At 54.9% G+C, this 2,498-nt stretch carries 4 protein-coding genes; all 4 read left to right on the forward strand.

All coding sequences use genetic code 11. The features are described from left to right. The coding region (locus tag AC5OW4_RS14990; RefSeq protein ID WP_493677187.1) for a PTS sugar transporter subunit IIC at window positions 1–861 on the forward strand (861 nt) is incomplete at its 5' end. A gap of 177 nt (window positions 862–1,038) precedes the next feature. After that, entirely contained in the window at window positions 1,039–1,278 is a 240-nt protein-coding gene (locus AC5OW4_RS14995; protein WP_072685535.1) for a hypothetical protein, read from the forward strand. Further along, the gene (locus AC5OW4_RS15000) at window positions 1,275–1,541 is read left to right on the forward strand and encodes a hypothetical protein (protein WP_072685537.1); all 267 of its coding nucleotides are present in this window, start codon (window positions 1,275–1,277) and stop codon (window positions 1,539–1,541) included. Before AC5OW4_RS14995 ends, AC5OW4_RS15000 begins: the two co-directional genes overlap by 4 nt. A 35-nt stretch (window positions 1,542–1,576) precedes the next feature. Then, a partial coding sequence (locus AC5OW4_RS15005; protein ID WP_493677188.1) for an oxidoreductase occupies window positions 1,577–2,498 on the forward strand: 922 nt, incomplete at its 3' end.

Genomic DNA, 2,498 nt, shown 5'->3' on the forward strand with positions numbered 1-2,498 from the left:
TCCGATCTGTATCTGGTCGTGCGGTTTGTCAAGCTGTGCCAGGATCACAATGTGACGATCAAGATGCCGCAGGGCGTTCCGCATTATATTGAAGCAACCTTCGCGGTGCTGATTCCGGCGTTTATTCTGGTCTTCGGCTGTTCGCTGATCGGTCAGGTGCTGGCGGCGACGCCGTATGAATCGATCCATCAGCTCATTTACACGTTTATCCAGACACCGCTGTCCGGTTTGGGCACCAGCTTCTTCGGTTTGTTAGTCACCGAACTGGTCATGACGCTGGCGATGTTCTGCGGCATTCATGGTTCCTCGGTCGTTCCGTTTATGGACGCGCTGGCAACGGCGGCGAACGAACAGAACATGGCGGCGATGGCGGCCGGTTCCGCTTTGCCGAACATCTATACGACCGGCTTGCTGAACTCCATTCAGATGGGCGGGATCGGCGCAACGCTGGGATTGGGCATTCTGTTGTTCTTCCTGGCGAAATCCAAGCGCTACAAGCAGCTCTCGCGGGTTGCGATTGTCCCGCAGATCTTCAATATCGGCGAGCCGTTATTGTTCGGCATCCCGATCATGCTGAACCCACTGCTGTTCATTCCGTACATGCTGGGCGTGATCGCGAATACCTGCATCGCTTACGGATCCGTCGCGATTGGTCTGTGCGCCCGGTTTACCGGCGTCAATCCAAGCTGGACGATGCCGGGAATCCTGCAGGGAATCCTGACCTGTTCAGTTCCGTGGCAGGGCGCGGTCTTGCAGATCGTGATTCTGGCTGTCGATATGCTGATCTGGTATCCATTTGTTAAAATGATCGACAAACAGGCTGTGGAAGAAGAAAACAGCGCTGTTTCTGAAGCTGCGTAAGCAGCTTCTTCACTTTGTTCCAACAAGTTCCGGATGGAGATCCGGACGTTTATCCTCAAAAGGAAGACCCTGATTCTTAATCGAACGGAATCCATTAAGGATTCTGGAAAGAAAACTGGAAAACAAAAAAAGCCGGGAAGAACACAGCCCGGTCTCTTAAAAACAAGGAGGAATTTTATGCTTCAGATCGGATGTCCCAAAGCGAAATTGCTGAAAGAAAAAATCGATCAGCTTGATTTTGAATTGATCCATTTCGAGGTTGTCCGCCTCAGCGGGCTAACGCTTCAGGTCAAGCATACCGCAGCCAGCGACGAGGCCGCAAAGGCAGCGATGAAGAAATACATCAAAACAATTCCAGAGCTGGCCAATCTATATACCAACATCCAGCTGATCGACGCGCAGGGGCGGATTCTGTGAGTCCGCTGCATTTAGGCGATCCTGCGCTCACCCGGAAAATGACGCGGATTTACGGCTGGATTCTGCCCGGCTGTTTCGCGGCGGTGACGCTGCTGCTTTTATTGGCGCAGGCCTGGCTGGCGGCAATTCCGCCGCTGCTGATCGTTCTGATGACGCTGCCGCCGTTAGTCCGGTATCAGCGGCTACGCTCAGGCGGACTTCGATTTCTGATCGGCGCCGGGCTGACGCTGGTGACGTTCTGGCTGTCCGGATTGTACGTTTAAAAAATTTACTGAAAAGAAAGGCAGGGAGAAATGGAATGAAAACCCCTTATCCGCATTTATTCTCACCGCTGCAGATCCGCGGCCTGATGTTGAAAAACCGGATCATCGCTGCGCCGATGGGAATCATCCCCAGTCATAAAATCATCTCGAGCGTCAATTACGGCGGGATGAGCGCGCTTGACCGCTCACTGGGCGGCTGTGCGATGGTGCATACCGGCGGCATGAATCCTCTTGATAAATATGAATTGGATACAACCGTGGAGGATCTCAGCGTCGCCCATCAGAATGGGGCGCGGGCCGCTTACGAGCTGGAATTCTTTTCGCTGCCGGATGAAGAAGGCTTTGTCCGCGGTCCCAGCGCGGGGATCCGGTTTGACGGCGTGAAGATGAAAGCTTTCGATCGGGAACAAATGGATCAGCTGATCGCCGATCAGGTGCGGCGGGTCCGGGGCTGCCTGCGGTTGGGCTACGATGCCTTGACCCTGCATTTTGGTCATGATTCCCTGTGCGGGCAGTTTTTATCGCCGGTGTGGAATCAGCGGACCGATGAGCACGGGGGTTCACTGGAAAATCGGATGCGGTTCCCGCTGGAAGTGCTGCGGGCGATCCGTGCGGCCGCGGGACCGGAGTTTCCGCTGATCCTGCGGATATCGCGCCAGCTCACCGTTCCGGAAAGCTATTCTGAGAATGAGATGGCTGCGTTCTTAAAGGCGGCGGAAGGGCTGGTCGATATGGCCAATATTAGCTGCGGAATGGATGTAGTTCACGCCGGCAATGTCCATGCGGTGCCGACGATTTTTGAACCGCATTGCTACAACGCGGAATTTGCCTGGCGGATCAAGCAGGAAACCTCGCTTCTGATCTGCCTGGTTGGCGCGGTGATGAGTCCGCAGGAAGCGGAAGCTGTGATCGCAGAGGGGATTGGCGACGCCGTAATGTGCGGCCGCAGCCTGATCG

The organism is Holdemania sp. (genome assembly GCF_986127675.1).